Here is a 21,310-nt window from a genome sequence, read left to right on the forward strand (position 1 = left end):
GCCCCAGGCCCGTCCTCGGTACCGAGGGGCGCCACCACGGGCGCGCGGAGCAGGAGTTGCACGCTCGGAACGCGAGGGCTCCGACTTTTCGTTGGAATTGCGTAGGCGTCGCACGCGCGGGAAATCTCCCGTGTGCATCCGGGCTTCGAATGCACACGGGAGACTCAACGGCTCGAGGTCGCTTCGCGTGATTCCAACGTTTTGGATCTCGCGGTCTCCTCTGAGCGTGCAACTCCGCGCCTCGGCGGGTGCCGGCAACGGGCCGACGTTGCCGCGGCTCTCGAATGGCGAGTCGATATGCCGTCCCACCCGGGTGCCCCGATCCCGGCATGCGGTGGGGGAGCCGGGCCCCGCCGCGCGCTGACCTATGCTGACCGGCGTGATGAACGAGCTTGAGGCCCCCGCCAGCCCCGGCACCTGGCGGGACCGGCCCGCCGCGCAGCAGCCCACCTACCCGGACCCCGAGGCCCTGGCCGCCGTCGGCACCGACCTGCGCTCCCGCCCCCCGCTCGTCTTCGCCGGCGAGGTCGACTCCCTGCGCGAGCGCATGGCCGAGGCCGCCGAGGGCCGCGCCTTCGCCCTCATGGGCGGGGACTGCGCCGAGTCCTTCGACGGCAACACCGCCACCGACATCCGCCTCAAGGTCCAGACCATCCTCCAGATGGCCGCCGTCCTCACCTACGGCGCCTCCATGCCCATCATCAAGATCGGGCGCATGGCCGGCCAGTACGCCAAGCCCCGCAGCGCGGACACCGAGACCCGCGACGGCCTCACCCTGCCCGCCTACCGCGGCGACTCCGTCAACAGCCACGACTTCACCCCCGAGGCCCGCACCCCCGACCCCGCCCGCATGCTCGACGCCTACCTGCGCAGCGGCACCACCCTCAACCTCATCCGCGCCTTCACGATGGGCGGCTACGCCGACCTGCGCGAGGTCCACTCCTGGAACCGCGGCTTCACCGACAACCCCGCCTACAAGCGCTTCGAGGCCTTCGCCGAGGAGATCGACCGCGCCATGCGGTTCATGGAGGCCGCCGGGGTCGACTTCGACGCCCTCAAGCAGGTCGACTTCTACGCCGCTCACGAGGCCCTCCTCCTGGAATACGAGGACGCCATGACCCGGCGCGACTCGCGCACCGGCGACCTCTACGGCACCAGCGCCCACCTGCTGTGGATCGGCGAGCGCACTCGCGGCGCCGACGACGCCCACGCCGCCCTCCTGGCCGGCATCCGCAACCCCATCGGCGTCAAGCTCGGCCCCACCACCACGCCCGCCGAGCTCACCTCCCTCATCGACCGGCTCAACCCCGAGGGCGAGCCCGGCCGTTTCACCGTCATCACCCGCATGGGATCGGGGCGCATCCGCGACGCCCTGCCGCCCCTCGTCGAGGCCGCCCGCGCCGACGGGCGCCCCGTCACATGGATCACCGACCCCATGCACGGCAACACCATCACCTCCGACAACGGCTACAAGACCCGCCGTTTCGAGGCGATCATGGATGAGGTCCGCGGCTTCTTCGAGGTCCACCGCTCGCTGGGCACCGTGCCCGGCGGCATCCACGTCGAGCTCACCGGAGGCGACGTCACCGAGGTCCTCGGCGGCGGCGAGCAGATCGACGAAGCCGGTCTCGCCGAGCGCTACGAGACCCTCGTCGACCCCCGCCTCAACCACCAGCAGTCCCTCGAGATGGCCTTCGAGGTCGCCGAGATGCTCCAGGCCCTGCGTGCCTGAGCGGCCCCCAAGGTCTCGAAGGGGACAAGGCTTCGCCCTCAGCGCCGGGAAACGGCAGGCCACCCGGTAGCCTCGCCCCATGACCCTTCCCGACGCCGAATCCCTGGCTCGGCAGTTGCCCTCCCTCCCGCACGTCGAGCGCGTGCGCGCCCTCGTGCGCCTCGCCCGCGACCACGCTGCCGACCCCGCCCTCGGCCCCCTCCTCGACGCGCTCGCCGCCCGCTCCGACTACCACGCCGGCCTCGCCCTCGCCGCGGCCAGGGCCGCCGGCGACGCCGAGCGCGTGCGCGCCCTCAGCCACGCCGCCGTCCCCGGCACCGACGACCTCGCCACCCGCTACCTCTGCCTGCCCCTGGAGCAGCGCCGCGCCCTGGAGCACCGCATCCGCGCCACGCGCCGCACCGACATGGCCGCCATCCTCCTCGGCCTGCCCCTGGCCGACGCCGACCGCGCCCGCCTGCTCGCCTCCGCCGACGAGCCCACCGCCCGCTCCCTCATCCCCGACCTCGGCGACCTCCTGCCCAGCCTCGCCCCACTGGCCCGCCGCCACCCCGGAGTCGTCCTCGACGAGCTCGCCCGCCGTCTCGAGGGCGCCGCCCCCATCCAGCGCGACCACGCCTGGGCCTGGGCCCGCACCGCCTACGCCCCGCTCGCCGCCAGCCTCCCCGGCGGGCTCATCGCCCTGCTGCTGACCGCCGGCCCCACGCGCGTCATCCCCGACGGCCTCGACCCCCACCTCGGGTGCCTCCTGCGCCACAACCCCCGCGCCGTCGCCTGCCTGCTGGCCCGCGCGCCCCACGACGTCGGCCAGCGCCACCTCACCACCGCCAGCGCCCGCCTGGTCAAGAGCCTCCACCGCTCCCTCCACCTGCTCACCGTCCCCGAGCGCATCGCCCTGGCCCGCGCCGGGCGCGACGACGACGGCCGCCTCGCCGCCATCCTCGCCGCCCTGGCCCCCCGGGATCGCGAGGAGGTCCTCGACGGCGCCCTCGACGGCGTCGACACCACCCGCCGCCACTACTCCGAGGCGCTCCTGGAGGTCCTGCCGCGCGCCCGACGCCAGCGCGAGGCACGGCGCATGGCCTCCCTCCCCGAATTCGCCAGCGCCCTCGGCCAACTCGCCATCGCCGGCTTCCTCGCCCCGGATCAGGCAGCATTCCTAGCCGGCCCCCGCCTCCACGCGCTCGGCGCCGAGGAGCGCGGGCAAGCATGGAGCGCCCTCATCTGCTCGGCTGGGCGCAGTCGCGACGCCGATGCCCTCACCCAGGTCCTCCTGCGCCTGGGCGCCCTCGACCACGAGCAGGACGTGGTGAGGCTCATCGTCGCCCGCGCGCTCGCCTCCATCCCCCTGTCCGTCCTGTCCCGCTGCCCACTGACACCCCTCGAGGGCTTCATCCGGGCGGCCCTGCGCGCCCAGGACGCCTCCACCGCCACCCAGTGGACGCTGCAGAGCCTCGCCTGGAGCCTCACCGACCACGCTGTGTCCACCGGGGATGCCCCCTCGGGCCCGGCCCGGCTCCTCGCGGCCGCGGTCGGCGACGAGCCCCACCTCTGGCACCCGCCGCTGACCCCCGGGCGGGCCCTCTCCCTGGCCGTCATCGACGCCCTCGCCAAGCGCCTCGGCGAAGAATCGCTCGCGGGCGAGTGCGGGCTCCTCCTCGACCTCCACTCCGCGCTCGGCCGCCAGGCGGGCGGCAGCCCCCTCCTCGACTCCCTGCTCGTGGCGGCCCTCGGCTCCCCGGTCGCCGCCGACCGCCAGGGGGCCGCCGTCGCCTGGCTCGCCGACCCCGCCACCCGCGGGGAGAAGGTCGCCGAGCTCGTGCGCCGCGATGAGTCCTTCGCCGCCCTGCGCCCCGTCACCGAGGCCATCAGCAGCGCGCGGCAGGACCTCGTCGGGATCCTCTTCCTCGACCGCCCCCTGCGGGGCCGCTTCTGGCACCGCGAGCACACCTACCTCGCGCTCCTGCCCGCGGGCCCCCACGGCTGGGACCCCGAGCACCTCGCTGCCTACGCCGACGCCCTGCGCCGCCGTATCGACGCGCGCGCCACCACCCGCGCCGAGCGCCACCGCGCCCTGACCACCCTCGCGCGCATCCCCACCACCACCGTCACCGACCTGCGCCCCTGGCTCGACGCCGACGCCCCCGACACCCGCGCCTCCGCCCTCGAGGCCCTCGCGCACCTGTCCGACCCCGAGGCCGCCCTGCGCAAGATCGTGCGCCACGCCGGGGGCGACCATGCCTGTGCCGCCTTCGACGGCGCCATGGCCTGCGCCGCCAGGCTCGACCCCGCCACCGCCTCCAAGATCCTCACCGGCGCGCTGGCCGGCCCCATCCGCATGAGCGCCCGCAAGGAGGCCCTGCGCGTCCTCGCCCGCCTCCACCGCCCCGCGGATCTGCCCACGCTGATCGGCGCCGCCATGGCCCGCGACACCCGCCCCGACGTGCGCCTGGCCGCCGCCCGCGCCATGATCGCCTGGCTCGACGCCCCCGAGGCCTGGACGATCCTCGCCCACGTCGCCACCGAGGGCCGCGACGCCGCCCTCGCCCTGGCCTCCACCTCCCCCCGGCAGATCGCCGACCGCCACCGCCTGCGCTACGCCCGCCTCCTCCTGGCGGCCGCCCGCGAGCCCGAGCTCATCGCCGCGCTGGGGGAGTGGAGCGACGTCCTGCCGGACCTGCCCAGCCTCCTGGAGGACATCGTGCGCGACGGCGCCCCCGCCGAGTCCGCCGCCGCGATCGGCGCGATCGCCCGGCACTCCTCGCGCTCCGCCGACTGGAGCGGGCACCTGGCCGTCCTGCGCGGGCTCGCGGGCGGCGCCGCGGACGAGGCCGAGCCCAACGCCCAGGCCGAGGCCGACCTTCCCCACCTGCGCCGCCTGCAGTGCCTGGCGGCCGCCATGATCCCCGACGACGGCGCCTCCCTGCGCTGGCACCGCGACCACCTGGAGGCCATGAGCGCCCAGCTCGAGGGCCTCGACCGCACCGCCTGCCCGCCCACCGCCCCCTGGGCGAGCCGCCTGGCCGCCACCGAGTGGGAGGACGAGGCGGCCTGCCTGGCCTCCCTGGAGCGCCTGGCCGGCGCCGTTGACGACGCGAGCCTTGCCGGGGAGCTCGCCGCCACGACGAGCGCGGCCCTGGAGCGCGCCCGCCGACTCCGGCTCCTGCCCGAGTCCGGCCTCCCCGTGTCCGCCGCCGACGCCCTCATGGACCGGGAGGACGCCGCAGGCGCCGCGCTCGCCCTGGCCATCGTCATAGCGCAGGGTCGGGCGCTCGGCTGGCCGGAGCCCTGGCGCGATCGCCTGCGCGAGCTGCGGGGAAGCGCCACGGGGATCGTCGCCCTCCTGGCGCGGCGGGCGCGCACGAGCGCCACCTGACCCGGCGGGCGCTGCCCGGCTGAGCCCGGCCGCGGCGCCGCGCCGAGCCCTGCCGAGCCCGCCGTCAAGCGCGGCCTCACTTGATGTGGACGACCACCTTCGAGCCCTCCGCGGCCTGCTCGCCCTTGGCGGGCTTGGTGTAATCGGCCTCGCCGAAGACAAGGCCTGTCCAGGCCTTGTCCACCTCCACCTCGAAGCCGGCGTCCTTGAGGGCCTTCTTCGCCTCGCTCTCGGACTTCCCCGTCACATCGGGGACCGTCACCATCTTCGGCCCCTGCGAGATGACGATCGCCACGGAGTCGCCCTTGTAGACGCCGCTGGCGCCCTTTTTCGGCGACTGCGAGATGACATGGCCCTCCTCGACCGACTTGTCGTTCGCCCTCGTGGGGGTGCTCATCTCCAGGCCAGCGTCCTTGAGCGCCTTGCGGGCCTCCTCCTCGGTCTTGCCGACGACGTCGGGCACCTTGGCCGAGGCGCGGCCCTTGGAGATCGTGATGTTGACGGTCGATCCCTTGTCGAGGGACTGGCCCGCGGCCGGATCAGTGGAGATCACCATGCCGGTGGCCACGGACGAGGAGTAGTCCTTCGAGGTCTGGCCGACCGTCAGGCCGGCGTCGATGATCGCGGTCTGGGCGTCGTGCTCGGTCTTGCCGACGACGTCCGGGACGGTCTTCTGCTCGACGCCGAGGGAGACGACGGTCTGGATGCGCGCGCCCACGGTCACCGAGGTGCCGCCCGCGGGCGTGGCCGAGATGACCGTGCCGGCCGGGACCGAGTCGGAGTAGGCGGTGGTCGGCTCGACCCACACCAGGTCCGCGCCGGAGACGGCGGCGCTGGCCTCCTCGGCGGTCATGCCCTCGATCCTGGGCACGCTGACCCGGCGGCCGGGGCCGGCGAGGAAGTACCAGGCGCCCGTGCCGCCCAGCGCGCTGAGGACGGCGAGCGCGCCGCCTGTGATGAGGAGGCGGCGCCCGAGGAGCCCGGCCGCGCGGGCGTCGGGGTCCTCCTCGCCGTTGGCGTCATCACCGCTGGTCGACGAGATCGAGCCGATCGGCAGGGAGACCGTGCGCATGCCCGCGCTGGAGGTGACGGCGCTCGGATCGAGGGGGTTGCGGGGCAGACGGACCGTCCGGGAGGCCTCGGCGGGCGTGGCCGCGCTGGCGGAGCCCCCGACGCTGGCAGGACTGGGGGCACCGGCCGCGCTCCGCGCGCTCGCCGGGCTCGTCGCGCTGGCCTCGTCGGTCGAATCAGCCGCACGACCTGCGCTGCTGGCGCTGGCGGCACTGGCAGTACTGGCGGCGCTGCCACCGCTGTTCGCGCTGCCAGCGTCATCCGGGCTCGTCGGATCCGGGGCACTGCCCGCGCTGCTCGGGGAGAGCGATCCGTCGTCGGCCCCCGCTCTGTTGGCGCCGTCCGCGCCCGCGACTCCGCCCAGGGCGGCGCCGATGGCCGCGGCGCTGATCGCGGCCGCCGAGGATGCTGGCTCGGCCTCGCCCACGACCTCCTCGGCCACCTCCCTCACCGCGCGCAGCGCGTCGTCGGCGTTGGCGAGCCGCTCCTGCGGGTCCCGCGCCGTCATCGAGGCGACGAGCCGATCGACGGGGGCCGGGATCCCCTCGGCGCGCGTCGAGGGCGCGGGGATGTCCTCGTGGACATTGCGGAAGGCTATCTGGATCGGCGTGTCAGCGCTGAACGGCTGCTCGCCGGTGAGCAGCTCGAAGAGCATGACCCCCACCGAGTAGACGTCGGCGCGCGGCGTGGAGGCCCCGGAGGTGATGAGCTCGGGGGCCAGGTAGGCCACCGTCCCCAGGATGTTGCCGGTGGAGGTCTGGGTGGCCTCGGTGACCGCTCGGGCCAGGCCGAAGTCGGCGACCTTCGGCACGGAGCCGTCCGCCGGCAGCAGGACGTTCTCCGGCTTGATGTCCCGGTGCATGAGCCCGGCGCGGTGCGCGGCGCCCAGGGGGCGCAGCACATGGCTGGTCATCTCCAGGGCGTCGGCCACCGTCAGCGGTCCGGAGGCGATGTGGTCCCGCAGGGTGGGGCCGGGCACGTACTCCATGATGATGTAGGCGACGCCGTCGATCGCGCCCTGGTCGTAGACCGCGACGACGCCGGGATTGGACAGTCGCGCGGCGGCGCGGGCCTCGCGGCGGAAGCGGGCGACGAAGTCGGGGGAGTCCGCCAGGTGGGCGTGCATGAGCTTGAGGGCGACATCGCGCTCGAGGCGGCGGTCGTAGGCCTTGTAGACCGTCGCCATCCCGCCGCGCGCCACGCGCTGGCCGACCTCGTAGCGAGAGTCGACGATCCGGCCAGTCAGGGGGTCGTGGGACACGACGGCATTCTATGGGGCCCGAGCGCCCGCGCCGGACCGCAGCGCCGGGGCGGGCTCCCCACGTGGGTCAGGCCCTGCGGTCGGTCAGGAGGGAGATGACGGAGGCGAGGTCGGCGAGAGCAGATGCGGACACGCCCGGGCTCGCGGCGGCGAGCGCCTCCAGGGCCCGGCGCGCCCGCTCGGCGTGCTCGTCGATCCTCTCCTCGTGCGCGGCCCGGGCCCCGCAGTCCTCGATGAGGGCCGCGGCCGCGGCGATCTCGTCAGCATCGGCCTGGGCGTTGGCCAGCACGCTGCCGAGGAGCGCCCTGCCATCGGCGTCGCAGCGCTGCCAGGCCAGTGCCAGCAGCACCGTCCTCTTGCCCTCGCGCAGATCATCACCGGCGGGCTTGCCGGTGCGGGCCGGGTCGCCGAAGACGCCGAGCTCGTCGTCGCGCAGTTGGAAGGCGATCCCGGTGGCCTCGCCCAGTTCCGCGAGCCGGGAGGCGGCCTCGCCCTGGGGAGGGAGCCCGCCCAGGATCGCGCCGATGAGCAGGGGGCGCATGACGGAGTAGCGGGCCGACTTGCGGCGCACCACCGCCAGGGCGGCCGCTTCCATTGCCTCGCCGGCGGCAATGTGGTCGGTATCCTCGTCGGGCAGGGGCAGGGACTCGGCCCGCACATCCAGGTACTGGCCGAGCGCCACCTCCTCCGTCATGGCGTCGAAGGCGGCCCGCGCCGCCGGACGGGTCGCGGGAGGGCACTGGGCCAGGGCGGCCCCGAGCTCGGAGCCCGCGGCGGACAGGAGCAGGTCGCCCAGGAGGATCGCCGCGCTGCGGCCGTGCGCCTCGGCGTCGCCGAGCCAGCCGGCTCCCTGGTGCGCGGCGGCGAAGCGGCGGTGGGCAGCGGGCAGGCCCCGGCGGGTGAGCGCGGCGTCGATGACGTCGTCGTGGATGAGGGCGCTCGCCTGGTAGAGCTCCAGGGCCGCGCCCAGCCCCGCGCTGGCCCGTCCGGACAGGATCTCCTCGCGGCGCGCGCCCTCGGCCGTGGCGGCCAGGCCGATGGCGGCCAGCACCGCGCGCATCCGCTTGCCGCCCCCCAGCAGATCAGCGGCGGCGTCGAGGAGCTCGCGCGCGGCGGGTCCGGCGTCGGCCCACTCGTCCCTCCGCTCGGCGATCGCCTGCGAGATGCGCTCGTCCACGGCCTGGCGCACGAGGCTCATCGTGCGGTCGATCTGCGTCATGGCGCCAGGGTAGTGGCATCTCGGCCCGGGACGGGGCGGCGCACGAGCCGGGACGAGGTAGGGCGGGCTGGAGTGGTCAGGCCGCCGCCCTCGGCGTCGCTGGGGCTGCGCTGGACCGATGCTGAGCGAGCCGGGAATAAAGGCTACAATCTCGGGGTTGCCCGCTGCGATGGTGGTGGACTGCGCCCGCTTCCCTGCATGGAGATGAGGGGGATGCGCGGGGCTGGCCCGCCGCCGAGCAGATTCCCCACGTGAAAGGTGCCCCGTGGCTTCCTCCACTGCCCTGCGCAAGCGTGCTCAGAAGATCGACGACGCCGACGAGGTCCCCGAGGACGTCTTCGACCTCGATGCGGACTCCGACGACGCCGATGACTCCGACGAGCAGGAGGCCGACCTCGACGACGACTCGGAGGATGACTCCGATGAGGACTCCGATGGGGACGAGTCGGGGGACGACGAGGACGCTGACGATGACGGCGACTCCCAGGACGCCGACGGCGCCCAGGAGGACGACGGCCCCGCCCCGGAGCTGCGCGACTACTACCTGGATGTGAACCTGGAGGAGAACGGGGACGGCACGAAGAAGCACCCCTTCAACACCCCGGCCTCCCTCAAGGGCGTCAAGCTCGCCCCCGGCGCCACCCTCTACGTGCGCTCCCACACGATCGTCGAGGGCCTGGAGATCGCGGGCAACGGCACGCTCGAGGAGCCGATCACCCTGGCCCCCTACGGGCACGGCCCCGTCCCGCGCTTCACCATCGGCGACTCCGCGCCCCTGGTGGCCCGCGAGTTCCTGGCCGAGAACGGCTATATCTTCCGCGGCTGGGTCATCAAGGGCATCAAGATGGAGCCCTCGATCGCCGCCCTCACCGGCGAGCTGGAGAGGATGCGCCGCGAGGAGGCCGAGCGCGCCGCCGCCAAGAAGGCCGGCAAGCGCTCCAAGGAGCGGGACAAGGATGGCTCCTTCACCGTCTCCGACTCCGACGACGCCGACGAGCCCGCCCAGAAGGTCGTCACCGCGGGCGCCACCGCGGACCCAGTCAAGGACTACCTCAAGCAGATCGGCAAGGTCGCGCTCCTCAACGCCCTGCAGGAGGTCGAGCTCGCCAAGCGCATCGAGGCCGGCCTCTACGCCGAGCACCTCCTGGCCACGGAGGGCAACGACCTCCCCTCGAAGTACCGCCGCGAGCTGCACTGGGTGGCCCAGGACGGCCAGCGAGCCAAGAACCACCTGCTGGAGGCCAACCTGCGCCTCGTGGTCTCCCTGGCCAAGCGCTACACCGGCCGCGGCATGCTCTTCCTCGACCTCATCCAGGAGGGCAACCTCGGCCTCATCCGCGCCGTGGAGAAGTTCGACTACACCAAGGGCTACAAGTTCTCCACCTACGCCACCTGGTGGATCCGCCAGGCGATCACCCGCGCCATGGCGGACCAGGCCCGCACGATCCGCATCCCGGTCCACATGGTGGAGGTCATTAACAAGCTCGCCCGCGTGCAGCGCCAGATGCTCCAGGACCTGGGCCGCGAGCCCACCCCGGAGGAGCTCGCCGTCGAGCTGGACATGACGCCGGAGAAGGTTGTCGAGGTCCAGAAGTACGGCCGCGAGCCCATCTCCCTGCACACCCCTCTGGGCGAGGACGGGGACAGCGAGTTCGGCGACCTCATCGAGGACTCCGAGGCCGTCGTCCCCGCCGACGCCGTCAGCTTCACCCTCCTGCAGGAGCAGCTGCACGCGGTGCTCGACACCCTCTCCGAGAGGGAGGCCGGCGTGGTCTCGATGCGCTTCGGGCTCACCGACGGCCAGCCCAAGACCCTTGATGAGATCGGCAAGGTCTACGGGGTCACGCGCGAGCGCATCCGGCAGATCGAGTCCAAGACCATGTCGAAACTGCGCCACCCCTCTCGCAGCCAGGTCCTGCGCGACTACCTCGACTGACCTCCGGACGCGGTCGGCGTGGCGAGGGCAACTGACCTGCCGTGTTCTGGACGCTGGGCGGTGGTCCGGGGGAGGATGGGGGCATGAGAAATACATACCCCTCCCGCTCCGGGCTCCCCGCCCGGCGGCTGGTGCTCGGCCTCGGCGCCGTCGGCCTTCCCCTGCTGGCCGCCGCCTGTTCCCAGTCCAAGGACTCGAAGGACTCCGGATCCTCCTCGGCGCAGCAGGCCGCCACGGCGGACCCCACCGCCGTCCAGACCACCACGGCCGGGCAGTGGACCTCCCGGGACGATCTCATCAACCCGCAGCCCCTGGCGTGGGACACCTGGCGCGCCATCGATGACACCACTATCGAGCTCGGCTTCTCCGGGGGCTCCTCCACCTGCATGGGCGTCCACGTCGACGTCGGCGAGTCGCCCGACGCCGTGGACATCAACCTCACCGAGGGCACTATCCCCGGCGCTCCCGCCGAGTGCCCAGCGATCCTCGAGATCGCGACCGTGAGGGTCACCCTCGCCTCCGCGCTCGGCAGCCGCACCGTCTCGCAGTCGAACTTCTACGGGCAGGGGACCCAGGCCGCGGACGCGGGCTGACACTCCCCACTCGCGAGCGATCGTTCATGGTGGCCAGGGGCTGTGCGGCCCCTGGCCACCATGCTACTGTGACCGGCGACACGGGGTGCCGCACGGCTGAGATCACACCCGTCGAACCTGCTCAGACAATGCTGGCGAAGGGATGTCACGATGCCGCTCCACGACTCCGCCCTGACCATTCTGGAAGCGGTGCGCGAGACCTCACCGCTCGTCCAGTGCCTGACGAACTCCGTGGTCACGGGCCTGACCGCCAATGTCCTGCTCGCCGCCGGAGCAGCGCCCGCCATGGTCGACATCACGGGGGAGGCCGGGCCCTTCGCCGCCCTCGCCTCAGGAGTCCTCATCAACCTGGGCACCCCGCAGCCCGAGCAGCGCGAGGCGGCGATCGAGGCGGCCACCAGCGCCCGGGCGGCAGGAACCCCCTGGGTCCTCGATCCCGTCGCCATCGGGACCCTCACGCATAGGACGGCCCTGGCTCACAGACTCGTCGAGATGGGCCCCACGGTGGTGCGCGGGAACGCCTCGGAGATCATCGCCCTGCTCGGCCAGGGCGGCGGCGGGCGCGGCCCCGAGACGGCGGACGACGTCGACGCCGCGCTCGACGCGGCCCGGGCGATCGCCACGTGCCACGGCGCGGTCGTCGCCGTCTCCGGGCCCATCGACGCCGTCGTCAGCGCCGATCGGATCACCCGCGTGGCCGGGGGCTCGCCCATGCTCACGCGGATCACCGGCGGCGGCTGCGCCCTGGGCGCCCTCATCGCCGCCTTCGTCGCCGCGGGCCGCGCCTCGGGGCACGACCCCCACACCGCCACAGCCGCCTGCCACGCCGTCAACAGCGCGGCGGCGGAACTGGCCGCGGCCCGCTCGACCGGCCCGGGCTCCTTCCAGCCCGCCTTCCTCGACGCCCTGGACAGCGTGGGCGCCGGCGACCTCGGCGCGGTCGCGATCACGGAGGCCCCGGCATGAGGCCGCCCCTCGACCTGTCCCTCTACCTCGTCACCGATGACGCCCAGTGCCGGAGCAAGGGGCGCACCACGAGGCAGATCGTCCTGGCCGCCGTCGATGGGGGAGCCACCTGCGTCCAGTTGCGGGCCAAGGAATCCGACGGCGGATCCTTCCTCGCCGAGGTCCTCGACATCGCCGACGCCGTGGGCGCCAGGATCCCGATCCTCGTCAACGACCGGGTGGATGTCTTCCTCGCCGCCCGCAGCCTCGGGGCGCCCGTGGCGGGCGTGCACCTGGGGCAATCGGATCTGCCTGCCGACGTCGTGCGGCGCCTCATCGGCGAGGAGGCCCGCATCGGCCTGTCGGCCGCCACCCCGGGCGAGCTGCGCGCGGCGGAGAGGAGCGGCGCCTGCGACTACGTCGGCATCGGCACCGTGCGCGCCACCAGCACGAAGACCGACGCGCCGGTGGGCCTGGGCGTCGACGGCGTCGCGGCCCTCGCCCGACTGACAGGCCTCCCGGCGGTCGCTATCGGCGGCATCGGCGTCGACGACCTTCCCGGACTGCGCGCCGCCGGGCTCGATGGGGCCGCCGTCGTCTCAGCGATCTGCCTGGACGACCATCCGCGACAGGCCGCCGCACGACTGAGGCGGGCCTGGGAAGAAGGAAACCTTCTATGACGATCACAGCCCTGACCATCGCCGGCTCGGACCCCAGCGGCGGCGCCGGGATCCAGGCAGACCTCAAGGCCATGAGCGCGCTCGGTGCCTACGGGATGAGCGTCATCACCGCCCTGACGGCGCAATCCACGCGCGGCGTCGCGGGGGTGCGGGCCGTGGACGCTGGTTTCACGCGCCTCCAGCTGGATGCGCTCCTGGACGACATCGTCCCCGACGCCACGAAGATCGGCATGCTCGCCACCGCGGAGCTCGCGAGCACGGTGGGGGAGTACCTGCCGGCTCTCAGCGCCACTGTGCTCGACCCGGTCATGGTGGCCACCTCGGGGGACAGGCTGCTGGACGCCGACGCCGTCGACGCCGTCCGGCGCCTGTGCGCTAGCGCCGATCTCATCACGCCCAACCTGCATGAGGCCGCCGTCCTGCTTGACGAGGAGCCGGCCCGGGACCTGGAGGGCCTGGCGGCACAGGCGCGCCGCCTCGTGGAGCGCGGCGCCCGCAGGGTCCTCGTCAAGGGCGGCCATCTTGATGACGAGGCGACCGACGTCTACGCCGACGGCGAGCGCCTGGAGCTCCTGCGTGGGCATCGCGTGGACACCACGTCCACGCACGGGACGGGCTGCACCCTCTCCTCGGCGATCGCGGCCCTGAGGCCGCAGCGGTCCTCCTGGCTGGAGGCGATCACCGACGCCAAGGCCTACCTCACGGGGGCCCTTGAGCACGCCGACGCCCTGGGCATCGGTCACGGCCACGGCCCCGTCCACCACTTCTACCGCCTGTGGCCCGAGCATGGCGCTGGCTGAGGGCAGGCTGAGCGCTGGCGGACCGCTGGCCGCCCCCGGCTGACAACGACGAGCGCGCCCGATTCCCATGGGGGATCGGGCGCGCTCGACGACGGGGGAGGGCTGGTCAGGCCCCCTCGGTGAGGCGGGAGCTCTCGTCCTGGATGAACAGGGCGCGCTCGGCGAGGGCCGGGGCGTGCGCGCGCCCGTGGTGGGCGCAGAACAGCAGCTCCCCGGAGGCGAGGACCACACGCACCCAGGCCTGTGCGCCGCAGGCGTCGCAGCGGTCCGCCGTGGTCAGGGGACGGGTCTCGGCAGCGGTGTCCTCAGTGGCGGAGGCGGCCTCGGGCGCGGTGGCCGGGCGCTCGACGACGGACGTGCTCGCAGTTGTCATGACTCGATTGGACCACGCACGAGCCCCTGATCCGCCCTGTGGACGGTGGTTTCCGCCCCGGGCGCAGCGCGTTCGCCCTCAGCCGATCAGGGGCGCGAGATTCCCGGCCCCACGAGCCCAACCCGACGCTCCCGACCGGCCGACCCGGCCCCGGGCGCCTCAGCGCGAGCGAGGCGAGGCGCCAGGCCGCGGCTGGGGGATCGCGCACGAGCCCTGGCAGCCGAGCTGGTGCCGGTTGCGGGCGATCGTGCGGTACACCGTTCTGGCCAGCGGCTTGAGGGGCTGACGGATAATGAGGCTCCCCACCGCCCGGGGCAGGGGGCCGGCCGTCATGAGCGCGCGCCCGATGGCCTGCTCCTCCACGTGGAACGCATCCCCCTCCCTAGGGTCGTGGAACACCGCGGAGCGATCCGTCCATTCGGCGCCAGGCCCCTCCCAGTGGGACGAGGGCGTCAGCCGAAGCCCGGCCGAGGGATGGACGCGCTTGCCCAGCTGGCGCACGAAGGCGGTGCACACCGAGCAGTCTGGGTCGTAGATGAGCGCGGGCCCGCAGGCCTCGGCCGCACCATCCTCGACTCCGGGGCGCTGGACGCCGTCGTTCACCGCAGCCACCCGTCGCCCACCTTCCTCGCCCAGGCGCGCCCCAGTCCCCAGGTGTCGCCCGCAAGGGTGAGCGCCGAGGTGATCATGATGGCGGCGAAGAGCCAGTGGTCGTCGATGATCGGGTTCGTGCCGCCGTTGGTCAGCGGGAACTCCGCCAGGTACAGCATGGTCATGAGGGCGGTGCCGTTGACGGCCGCCACGCGCAGGCCGATCCCCAGGACCATCGCGGCTCCGATGCCGAGCAGCGCGGCCATGAACAGGGCGTCTCCCACGGGGTTGGCGAAGACGGAGAAGACGCCGGCGAAGGGGCCCTCGATGTGGTTGATGAAGCCCTGGGCCGGCGTGCCGCCGCGGATCCAGGCGCCCTCCGGGGGAACCACGTAGCCCAGGCCGAGGAGCTTGTCGAAGAATGCCCACAGCAGATAGGCCCCGACGACGATGCGCGAGGCTGCCAGGGCGCGACGGGCGCCGCGGGAGGTGACGATGTCAGCGCCGGTGCGGACGGCGGCCTGGGGGGGGGCTGGTCGGATGTGGTCGAGTCGTGCATAGGGGTGGTGGAACCTCGTGATCGGGGAGGTACGGGGCCGCTGTGGTCGGTACGCCGTCGCGGATGGGCAGCGGGTGCTGGCCCTGGCGAGTTCGACGCCCACAACGTGCGGACAATCCTTTTAATTCCACTAGTTTTATAGACCTCTCGTCATTATGTTCGTGCTCCGGCGAGTCCTCCCAGGCCACTGGCCCTTGCCCCATGCCGCTGGGCCGCCTGTGATCCTCGTCCCGGACAGGCGCCGGCCTGCCCCTCCGGCGGCGCGGCAGAAGCGCCGCGGCCTCGGTATCGGCTAGATTCCGGGCGTGCCCGCATCCGAGAACACGACCAGCCGCGGCGACTACTCAGCGCGCCACCTCTCCGTCCTGGAGGGGCTCGAGGCGGTGCGCAAGCGCCCCGGCATGTACATCGGCTCCACCGATCAGCGCGGCCTCATGCACTGCGTGTGGGAGATCGTGGACAACGCCGTCGACGAGGCCCTCGAGGGCCACGGGGACTCCATCTCCGTCATCGTCCACGACGACGGCTCCATCGAGGTGCGCGACAACGGGCGCGGCGTCCCGGTGGACATCGAGCCCTCCAGCGGCCTGACCGGCGTCGAGCTCGTCTACACCAAGCTCCACGCCGGCGGGAAGTTCGGCGGCGGCTCCTACGGCGCCGCCGGCGGCCTGCACGGCGTGGGCGCCTCCGTCGTCAACGCCCTGGCCTCCCGCATGGACGTCGAGGTGGACCGCGGCGGCAAGACCTACGCCATGAGCTTCCACCGCGGCGAGCCCGGCACCTTCGACGATTCCGCCGGACGCGGCCCCGACTCGCCCTTCACCGAGTTCACCGACGCCTCCGAGCTGCGCGTCATCGGCAAGGTCAAGCGGGGTGTCACCGGCACCCGCGTGCGCTACTGGGCCGACCCCCAGATCTTCCCCAAGCCCACCGAGTACGACGCCGGCGCCCTGCGCGCCCGCCTGCGCCAGACCAGCTTCCTCGTGCCCGGCCTCACCCTGTCCCTCGACGACCAGCGCCCCGAGGCCGAGGCCATCGCCGCCTCGACCACTCCGGCCGCCGACGCCGGGGCCACCGACGACGCCGTCGCCGAGGTCTCGCTGCGGGCGGCCGCCAAGAACGCCGTCGAGGGCTCGGGGGACCTGTTCGACACCGGCGCCGAGGACGGCGTCGAGGTCTTCCAGGCCCGCGGCGGCACCGCCGACTTCGTCGAGTTCCTCGCCACCGACGCCTCCGTGACCGACACCTTCCGCCTCACCGGCGAGGGCGCCTACACCGAGACCGTCCAGCAGCTCGACAAATCCACCGGCCACCTGCGCCCCGTCGAGGTCGAGCGCACCTGCACCGTCGACGTCGCCCTGCGATGGGGCATCGGCTACGACACCCTGGAGCGCTCCTTCGTCAACATCATCGCCACCCCCATGGGGGGCACCCACCTCACCGGCTTCGAGCAGGCCCTCGTCAAGGTCCTGCGCAAGCAGATCGACTCCAACTCCCGCGCCCTGAAGATGACTGCCAAGGACCCGCGCATCGAGAAGGACGACATCATGGCGGGCCTGACCGCCGTGGTCACGGTGCGCGTGCCCGAGCCGCAGTTCGAGGGGCAGACCAAGGAGGTCCTCGGCACCGCCCCCGTGCGCCAGATCGTCGCCCGCGTGGTGGAGAAGGAGCTCACCGCCCTGCTCACCTCCACCAAGCGGGACCTCAAGGCCCAGTCGCGCTCCCTGCTGGAGAAGGTCGTCGGGGAGATGCGCGCCCGCGTGAGCGCGCGCATGCACAAGGAGATCACCCGCCGCAAGACCGCCCTGGAGACCTCCACCCTGCCGGCCAAGCTCGCCGACTGCCGCTCGAACGACGTCTCCCACTCCGAGCTGTTCATCGTGGAGGGCGACTCCGCGCTCGGCACCGCGAAGAACGCCCGCAACTCCGAGTACCAGGCGCTCCTGCCCATCCGCGGCAAGATCCTCAACGTCCAGAAGGCCTCCCAGGCGGACATGCTGCGCAACGCCGAGTGCTCGGCGATCATCCAGGTGGTCGGCGCTGGCTCCGGGCGCACTTTCGACCTGGAGCAGGCCCGCTACGGCAAGGTCATCCTCATGACCGACGCCGACGTCGACGGCGCCCATATCCGCACCCTCCTGCTCACCCTCTTCTTCCGCTACATGCGCCCCATGATCGAGGCTGGCCGTGTCTTCGCCGCCGTGCCGCCGCTGCACCGCATCGAGGTCTCCGGCTCCGGGCGCCGCAAGAAGGAGATCATCTACACCTACTCCGACGACGAGCTCGTCACCACCCTGCGCCGGCTGGAGAAGCAGGGGCGCTCCTTCAAGGAGCCCCAGCGCTACAAGGGCCTGGGGGAGATGGACGCCCACCAGCTCGCCGAGACCACCATGGAGCCCGAGCACCGCACCCTGCGCCGCATCACGCTGGCCGACGAGGCCGCCCTCACCCACGCCGAGGACGTCTTCGAGCTCCTCATGGGATCCAGTGTGGAGCCGCGCCGCGACTTCATCATCGCCGGGGCCGACGCCGTGGACCGCGAGCGCATCGACGCCTGAGCCCGGCCCGGGGGTAGTCCTGAGGCCTCCGTGGGACTGCTGTGGGGCCGCCGTCCCGAGTTCCACCTGCAGGAGGAGGGGGCGGGGCTCCTCCTCCGGTAGCCTTGCCGCAGCCGGCACGACCCGTTGCCGGGCCCGGATGACGCCGGATCGCGGCGATTCCCAGGGAGGCGACAAAGCGGCGAGGAGGCGGCGATGGCCTACTACGGACGGCCCAAGGCCACAGCGGCAACGGCATGGTCGATGATGCGCCCCGGCGCCCGCTCCGCCCTGCCCCTCACCCTGTCCTGGAGGCCACTGGGGCCCACCGACAACGCCGAGCTGGCGGCGCTGGTGGCCCGCGCGGAGGAGGTCGACGATCCCCCGTACCGCACCACGGAGCAGGAGACCGCCGAGTACTTCCTCGATCCCACCTACTCCGGTGTCGCCGGGAGGGACGCCGACGGCGTCATGCGGGCCTTCGGGCTCGTCCGGGTGCGCCCGGCGGCGGAGATCTTCGCCTCCGTGCTCGGCGTCGTCGACCCGCTGTGGCGGGGGCAGGGCATCGGCGGGGCGATCCTGCACTGGCAGTCCGAGCGCGCGCGCCACCTCATCGGGGCCGAGCGCGCCGGGAGGCGGGGCGACGCCGCGCTCGCCCCCGCCCACATCATCACCACGGTGCTCGAGGACGATCAGCGGATGCAGTTGCACCTGGCCAACCTCGGCTACTCGCCCCAGCGCTGGTACCGGGAGGTGCGCCGCCCGTTGAGCGACCCGATCCCGGAGGCGCCCGTGGACCGCTTCCTCAGCATCGAGCCGTGGTCGAAGGATCTGGACGAGGCGATCCTGCGGGCGCACAACCGGGCGTCGGCGGGCGCGGGCGCCGAGCCGATGAGCCCTGAGCAATGGGCAGCAGGGCGCGCCTTCTTCGCCCCGGAGTGGTCCTTCGTGGCCCTGGACCGCTCCAGTGACCGTGCCCGGATCGCCGGATACCTCCTGTCCAGCCGCTACGAGCAGGACTGGGACGCCCTGGGCTGGAAGGAGGGGTACACCGACGTGCTCGGCTCCCTCGCCGAGTACGCCGACCGAGGCCTCGGCCCGGCCCTGCTGACCGCGGCGATGCGCGCCTACGCTGCCTCCGGCATGGAGTACGCCGCCGCCGGCGTCGACTCCGCCAGCCCCACGGGGGCCGGCAGCCTCTACGAGCAGCTCGGCTACCAGCCCACGCGCGGCACGATCCTCTACGGCCTGGACGTGTGACCCCTCCCGGGAGGGCCGTGCCGTTCAGCGGTGGGCGGTGAGGGTGCCGGCGACGACGGTGGCCAGGGGGCGCATGTCCCGGAGCTCGTCCGGGGCGAGCACCAGCGGGCTGGCCGGTAGAAGCACGAGGTCCGCGGTCGAGCCCACTGAGATCGGCGCCGCGCCGTCGACGCTCGCCGCCAGGGCCTCCTCGGCCGTGAGGCACTGATCGGGGGACCACACCGAGCCATCCGGGGCGCGCCTGCCCACGGCGGCGCTCATCGCCAGCCACGGGTCCAGCGGCGCCACCGGCGCGTCCGAGCCCAGGGCGAGCATGCGCCCGGCCGCCGCCATATCCGCGAAGGCGTAGGACCGCGACTCCAGCCCCGGCCACACCTTCCCCACGGCGGCCCAGTCGTCGATGAGATGCGCGGGCTGGATACTCAGCTCGATGCCGAGGCGCACAAGGGTGGTGAGCGCGCCCTGCGGCCCGGTGGCGTCGGCGGGCAGGAGCTGCGCGTGCTCCACCCGGCCCCGGGCCCCGGTGCGGGCGAAGGCGCGGGCGACGTCGCTGAGCGCCGCGTCCCCGATAGCGTGGACGGCCGCCGCGATCCCGTGCTCGTGGGCGCGGCCCAGGAGCTCCACGAGCTCGTCCAGCCTCACGCTCATCACCCCGTGGGGGTGCTCCAGGCCCAGGTCGGCGGGGTAGGTGCTGCACAGGCAGGCCGTGCCCGTGCCCATGGAGCCATCCGAGATGATCTTGAGGGGTCCCTGCGTCAGCAGTGCCGCGCCGTCGCCTCCCACGGGGGAGTCCGGCAGGGGATCGCCCGTGCGCAGTCCGGCGGAGATCCGCTCCTCCAGCCCCTCGCGGTAGGTGGAGACCCGGATGCGGGGCAGTCCCGGCAGGGGACCGGTGGCGCTCATGCGGCCCAGGCGGGCGACCCATGCGGGGGAGTCCTGCCCCCAGGTCATATCGGTGACGCCGGTGATGCCGCGAGCGGCCATATCCTCCAGGGCCCTGCGGTAGCCGGACTCAACGAGCTCGCGCGAGCCGGAGATGTCGTCGAGGCGGTTGAGGGCGGCGAACCACTCGCCCTCGGTGAGGGGAGCACCGGGGTCGGCGTCGCTCGCGGGAGGCAGGCCGAGCAGGACGAGCGCCGCCGAGTTCACCCACCCGGAGTGCGCGTCGCCCGAGACGAGGACGGTGGGGATGGGACCGGTGACAGCGTCGAGCTCGGTCACGCTGGGCACGCGCGGCCAGTGGGACAGGCGGTGCCCGAAGCCCTGGATGAGCGCGGGGCCGCGCGCAGCCCCAGCGCCGGTGGCTGAGCGCAGGCGCTGCGCCTCGGCGGCGACGATCTCCAGGGCGTCCTCCACGCAGGCGGTCCGCCCCAGGTCGAGGCGCGCCACGCGCGCGGCTTCCAGGTCGAGGTGCGCGTGCGCGTCCCACAAACCGGGGATGAGGAAGGCGCCTCCCGCGTCCAGGACCTCCTCGCCGTCGTGGCGCGCCAGGCCCGTCCCCATCTCGACGACGGCTCCGTCCTTGATCCGCAGATCCACTGGCTCGCCCGGAGCCGGGGGAGCGCCCAGCTCCGCGCGTGCGGCGGCACCGGCGGCGCGCAGGCGCCCCAGGTCACTCCGGCTGCGGAAGCGGACCGGGCGCGCGCCGCGGATGAGGAGTCCAGTCATAGCAGGACCGTACGCGCGTCGATCCGGCCGAGCAGCGGAATCGGCGGACCAGGATCAGACCAGCACGGGGATGCCGCGCAGTTCGTCCTCGAGGGAGTCGATAGCGACCGCGGTGTCGTAGTCGAGTTGAAGTCCTGTCCAGAAGCCGTCGCTCATCCCAAGGGCACGGGAGAGGCGCAGGCCGGTGTCGGCAGTGATGCGCCTCTTGCCATGGACGATCTCGTTGATCCTACGGGCGGGCACGCCGATGGCGTGAGCGAGGCGGTACTGGGAGATCCCCATTGGGACGAGGAACTCCTCCAGGAGGATCTCCCCAGGGTGAACCGGCTCATGCGCTCGTGCGCTCATGGTTCCTCCTAGTGGTAATCGATGATTTCGACCTCGTGTGGGCCCGACTCGGTCCAGACGAAGCAGATGCGGAACTGGTCGTTGATCCTGATTGAGTGCTGGCCAGTGCGATCTCCCTGAAGTCGCTCCAGGCGATTGCCCGGGGGGACCCGGAGATCATTGAGGGAGGCGGATCGATTGAGAATCAACAGTTTTCGGTGCGCGCTCCTCTGCAGGTCAGGACCCATGCTCGAAACCCTTTGACGCAGCCAGACCTTCTCCGTGCGCTTGTCGGTGAAGGACTGGATCATGCCACCATAGTAACGCGAGACGTTACTACAGTGCTACTGCGCCGAAGTCCCACGAGGCGGCGGGCGTCGCC

Annotated in this window: 17 protein-coding genes and 1 riboswitch; of the genes, 9 read left to right on the forward strand and 8 right to left on the reverse strand. The window is 73.0% G+C overall.

All coding sequences use genetic code 11. The features are described 5' to 3' along the window. Nucleotides 1-367 precede the first annotated feature (367 nt). Nucleotides 368-1,732 carry a class II 3-deoxy-7-phosphoheptulonate synthase gene (locus A1QA_RS0108300; RefSeq protein WP_017178448.1) on the forward strand — a complete coding sequence of 455 codons (1,365 nt, stop codon included), beginning with the start codon at nucleotides 368-370 and terminating at the stop codon, nucleotides 1,730-1,732. Between the two features lie 79 nt (nucleotides 1,733-1,811). Beyond that, a complete protein-coding gene (locus tag A1QA_RS0108305; protein ID WP_017178449.1) occupies nucleotides 1,812-5,108 on the forward strand; it encodes a hypothetical protein in 3,297 nt (1,098 codons plus the stop codon). A gap of 76 nt (nucleotides 5,109-5,184) precedes the next feature. Here A1QA_RS0108305 and A1QA_RS0108310 read toward each other — a convergent pair whose 3' ends face one another. Together A1QA_RS0108310 and A1QA_RS0108315 are read right to left on the reverse strand one after the other, a co-directional pair. Then, nucleotides 5,185-7,440 (reverse strand): PASTA domain-containing protein, encoded by a 2,256-nt coding sequence (locus A1QA_RS0108310; RefSeq protein ID WP_017178450.1) that lies wholly within the window; start codon nucleotides 7,438-7,440, stop codon nucleotides 5,185-5,187. Nucleotides 7,441-7,507: 67 nt separating this feature from the next. Next, the gene (locus A1QA_RS0108315) at nucleotides 7,508-8,659 is read right to left on the reverse strand and encodes a polyprenyl synthetase family protein (protein ID WP_017178451.1); all 1,152 of its coding nucleotides are present in this window, start codon (nucleotides 8,657-8,659) and stop codon (nucleotides 7,508-7,510) included. A 265-nt stretch (nucleotides 8,660-8,924) separates the two neighbouring features. On the opposite strand from A1QA_RS0108315, the gene A1QA_RS16690 reads away from it, so the two are divergent. The 5 genes from A1QA_RS16690 to thiD all read left to right on the forward strand — a co-directional run bounded on the left by A1QA_RS16690 (nucleotide 8,925) and on the right by thiD (nucleotide 13,613). Then, nucleotides 8,925-10,595 (forward strand): RNA polymerase sigma factor, encoded by a 1,671-nt coding sequence (locus tag A1QA_RS16690; RefSeq protein WP_017178452.1) that lies wholly within the window; start codon nucleotides 8,925-8,927, stop codon nucleotides 10,593-10,595. A gap of 83 nt (nucleotides 10,596-10,678) precedes the next feature. After that, nucleotides 10,679-11,188 (forward strand): hypothetical protein, encoded by a 510-nt coding sequence (locus tag A1QA_RS15035; protein ID WP_017178453.1) that lies wholly within the window; start codon nucleotides 10,679-10,681, stop codon nucleotides 11,186-11,188. Nucleotides 11,189-11,259: 71 nt separating this feature from the next. Further along, nucleotides 11,260-11,348, forward strand: a riboswitch (TPP riboswitch). Then, on the forward strand, nucleotides 11,339-12,154 hold the full coding sequence (gene thiM, locus A1QA_RS0108330; protein WP_017178454.1) for a hydroxyethylthiazole kinase: 816 nt from the start codon (nucleotides 11,339-11,341) through the stop codon (nucleotides 12,152-12,154). (Overlaps the previous riboswitch by 10 nt.) Then, on the forward strand, nucleotides 12,151-12,813 hold the full coding sequence (thiE, locus tag A1QA_RS0108335; protein WP_017178455.1) for a thiamine phosphate synthase: 663 nt from the start codon (nucleotides 12,151-12,153) through the stop codon (nucleotides 12,811-12,813). Before thiM ends, thiE begins: the two co-directional genes overlap by 4 nt. Next, complete coding sequence (gene thiD / locus A1QA_RS0108340) at nucleotides 12,810-13,613, forward strand: bifunctional hydroxymethylpyrimidine kinase/phosphomethylpyrimidine kinase (RefSeq protein WP_017178456.1); 804 nt, start codon at nucleotides 12,810-12,812, stop codon at nucleotides 13,611-13,613. Before thiE ends, thiD begins: the two co-directional genes overlap by 4 nt. Nucleotides 13,614-13,719: 106 nt before the next feature. Here thiD and A1QA_RS0108345 read toward each other — a convergent pair whose 3' ends face one another. The 3 genes from A1QA_RS0108345 to A1QA_RS0108360 all read right to left on the reverse strand — a co-directional run bounded on the left by A1QA_RS0108345 (nucleotide 13,720) and on the right by A1QA_RS0108360 (nucleotide 15,239). Next, entirely contained in the window at nucleotides 13,720-13,986 is a 267-nt protein-coding gene (locus tag A1QA_RS0108345; RefSeq protein ID WP_017178457.1) for a DUF7455 domain-containing protein, read from the reverse strand. Between the two features lie 159 nt (nucleotides 13,987-14,145). Further along, nucleotides 14,146-14,598, reverse strand: coding sequence for a DCC1-like thiol-disulfide oxidoreductase family protein (locus A1QA_RS0108355; RefSeq protein WP_017178458.1), 453 nt, complete (start codon nucleotides 14,596-14,598; stop codon nucleotides 14,146-14,148). Further along, the gene (locus A1QA_RS0108360; protein WP_017178459.1) at nucleotides 14,586-15,239 is read right to left on the reverse strand and encodes a hypothetical protein; all 654 of its coding nucleotides are present in this window, start codon (nucleotides 15,237-15,239) and stop codon (nucleotides 14,586-14,588) included. Before A1QA_RS0108360 ends, A1QA_RS0108355 begins: the two co-directional genes overlap by 13 nt. Before the next feature lie 202 nt (nucleotides 15,240-15,441). Here A1QA_RS0108360 and A1QA_RS0108365 point away from each other — a divergent pair, with 202 nt between their 5' ends. Both A1QA_RS0108365 and A1QA_RS0108370 read left to right on the forward strand, forming a co-directional pair. Beyond that, nucleotides 15,442-17,694 carry a DNA gyrase/topoisomerase IV subunit B gene (locus A1QA_RS0108365; protein ID WP_017178460.1) on the forward strand — a complete coding sequence of 751 codons (2,253 nt, stop codon included), beginning with the start codon at nucleotides 15,442-15,444 and terminating at the stop codon, nucleotides 17,692-17,694. Between the two features lie 195 nt (nucleotides 17,695-17,889). Continuing rightward, the gene (locus A1QA_RS0108370; RefSeq protein WP_017178461.1) at nucleotides 17,890-18,933 is read left to right on the forward strand and encodes an N-acetyltransferase; all 1,044 of its coding nucleotides are present in this window, start codon (nucleotides 17,890-17,892) and stop codon (nucleotides 18,931-18,933) included. A gap of 24 nt (nucleotides 18,934-18,957) precedes the next feature. Here the strand turns inward: A1QA_RS0108370 and A1QA_RS0108375 are convergent, their stop codons facing one another. Genes A1QA_RS0108375 through A1QA_RS0108385 form a run of 3 tightly spaced genes read right to left on the reverse strand, consistent with a single transcriptional unit; the run spans nucleotide 18,958 to nucleotide 21,239 of the window. Next, nucleotides 18,958-20,601: an amidohydrolase gene (locus A1QA_RS0108375; RefSeq protein WP_017178462.1), complete on the reverse strand. Its 1,644-nt coding sequence runs from the start codon at nucleotides 20,599-20,601 to the stop codon at nucleotides 18,958-18,960. A gap of 54 nt (nucleotides 20,602-20,655) precedes the next feature. Continuing rightward, nucleotides 20,656-20,949 (reverse strand): HigA family addiction module antitoxin, encoded by a 294-nt coding sequence (locus tag A1QA_RS0108380; RefSeq protein WP_017178463.1) that lies wholly within the window; start codon nucleotides 20,947-20,949, stop codon nucleotides 20,656-20,658. Nucleotides 20,950-20,957: 8 nt separating this feature from the next. Next, the gene (locus tag A1QA_RS0108385; protein WP_017178464.1) at nucleotides 20,958-21,239 is read right to left on the reverse strand and encodes a type II toxin-antitoxin system RelE/ParE family toxin; all 282 of its coding nucleotides are present in this window, start codon (nucleotides 21,237-21,239) and stop codon (nucleotides 20,958-20,960) included. Nucleotides 21,240-21,310 lie beyond the last annotated feature (71 nt).

Origin of the sequence: Actinomyces timonensis DSM 23838, assembly GCF_000295095.1 — a bacterium.
In the GTDB taxonomy this organism is placed as follows: domain Bacteria; phylum Actinomycetota; class Actinomycetes; order Actinomycetales; family Actinomycetaceae; genus Actinomyces; species Actinomyces timonensis.

What these genes read in the sequence shown, in the direction of transcription:
- A1QA_RS15035 (WP_017178453.1), top strand. Translation starts at nt 10,679, where the DNA reads ATGAGAAATACATACCCCTCCCGCTCCGGGCTCCCCGCCCGGCGGCTG.
- A1QA_RS0108380 (WP_017178463.1), bottom strand. Translation starts at nt 20,949, where the DNA reads ATGAGCGCACGAGCGCATGAGCCGGTTCACCCTGGGGAGATCCTCCTG.
- A1QA_RS0108305 (WP_017178449.1), top strand. Translation starts at nt 1,812, where the DNA reads ATGACCCTTCCCGACGCCGAATCCCTGGCTCGGCAGTTGCCCTCCCTC.
- thiM (WP_017178454.1), top strand. Translation starts at nt 11,339, where the DNA reads ATGCCGCTCCACGACTCCGCCCTGACCATTCTGGAAGCGGTGCGCGAG.
- thiD (WP_017178456.1), top strand. Translation starts at nt 12,810, where the DNA reads ATGACGATCACAGCCCTGACCATCGCCGGCTCGGACCCCAGCGGCGGC.
- thiE (WP_017178455.1), top strand. Translation starts at nt 12,151, where the DNA reads ATGAGGCCGCCCCTCGACCTGTCCCTCTACCTCGTCACCGATGACGCC.
- A1QA_RS0108300 (WP_017178448.1), top strand. Translation starts at nt 368, where the DNA reads ATGCTGACCGGCGTGATGAACGAGCTTGAGGCCCCCGCCAGCCCCGGC.
- A1QA_RS0108375 (WP_017178462.1), bottom strand. Translation starts at nt 20,601, where the DNA reads ATGACTGGACTCCTCATCCGCGGCGCGCGCCCGGTCCGCTTCCGCAGC.
- A1QA_RS0108345 (WP_017178457.1), bottom strand. Translation starts at nt 13,986, where the DNA reads ATGACAACTGCGAGCACGTCCGTCGTCGAGCGCCCGGCCACCGCGCCC.
- A1QA_RS0108370 (WP_017178461.1), top strand. Translation starts at nt 17,890, where the DNA reads ATGGCCTACTACGGACGGCCCAAGGCCACAGCGGCAACGGCATGGTCG.
- A1QA_RS0108315 (WP_017178451.1), bottom strand. Translation starts at nt 8,659, where the DNA reads ATGACGCAGATCGACCGCACGATGAGCCTCGTGCGCCAGGCCGTGGAC.
- A1QA_RS0108385 (WP_017178464.1), bottom strand. Translation starts at nt 21,239, where the DNA reads ATGATCCAGTCCTTCACCGACAAGCGCACGGAGAAGGTCTGGCTGCGT.